This window comes from Amycolatopsis sp. NPDC026612 (assembly GCF_040638285.1).
Taxonomy (GTDB): Bacteria; Actinomycetota; Actinomycetes; order Mycobacteriales; family Pseudonocardiaceae; genus Amycolatopsis.
The window spans coordinates 1-1,116 of record NZ_JBEZYB010000183.1 but is presented as its reverse complement, the minus strand read 5'-3'; the positions used below and the strand labels follow the sequence as shown (position 1 = coordinate 1,116).

Sequence of the window (1,116 nt, the reverse complement as noted above, 5' to 3'; positions counted from 1 at the left end):
AGCTGTTGCGGGTCGTGACGTTGGTGACGCAGGTGAGGGCCTGAGACCAGGGGACGGGTCTTTCGGCGGCAGGATGAGAAGTGCGACCAACACATCCGCCGAGAGAGAAAGACCCGTCCATGCATCACCGTAACGCCCCGCTGTCGGTCGAGGGCCGCCGCCGACTCGTACAGCGTTGCCAGACTCGCCCGATCGCCCACGTCGCCGCGGAGATGGGCATCTCCCGCCAATGCGCATCCAAGTGGGTCAACCGCTACCGACGCCACGGCGAAGCCGGCCTGCTCGACCACCCGAGCGTCCCGCATCGCCAGCCCACCGCCACCCCCGCCGAGGTCGTGGCCCGGATCGAGCAACTGCGCCGGGCCCGGAAGTACTCCGCCCGCCGCATCGCCACCGAACTCGCCGCCGAAGGCATCACCATCTCCGTGCGCACCGTCGGCCGGCACCTGCTGCACCTCGGGCTGAACCGCCGCCGGTTCATCGACCCGACCGGCCAGAACAACCGCGAACCACGCCGAATCATCGCCCGCTGGCCCGGGCACATGGTCCACCTGGATGTGAAGAAGACCGGCCAGATCCCCGACGGCGGCGGCTGGCGAATCCACGGCAAAGGCAGCGACCAGGACAAACGGGTCGCACGCGGCAAAACCCGTGGCGGGCGAGCCCGCTACACCTACCTGCACTCCGCCGTCGACGGCTACTCCCGCCTGGCCTACACCGAAGCCCTCCCGGACGAAACCGCCCGCACCGCGATCGGGTTCGTCCACCGCGCCCGCGCCTTCTTCGCGGCCCACGGCATCACCCACATCCACCGCATCGTCACCGACAACGGCTCCTGCTACCGCGCAAACGACTTCGCCACCGTCCTACGCGGCGCCCGCCACCAGCGGATTACGCCCTACACCCCACGCCACAACGGCAAAGTCGAACGCTACAACCGGATCCTCGCCGAAGAGTTCCTCTACGCCCACGCCTGGACCAGCGAAACCCACCGCACAGCGGCCCTGGCCGTCTGGAACGTGCACTACAACTACCATCGACCACACACCGCCGCCGGAGATCAGCCACCAGCTTCTCGGCTCCACGCAGGCGTCACCAACGTCGTGGCCTCATACA

General features: G+C 68.3%; 1 protein-coding gene. It reads left to right on the top strand.

The annotated features are described in order from the left end of the window. Nucleotides 1–119: 119 nt before the first annotated feature. A partial coding sequence (locus AB0F15_RS45055) for an IS481 family transposase (protein ID WP_360284097.1) occupies nucleotides 120–1,116 on the top strand: 997 nt, incomplete at its 3' end.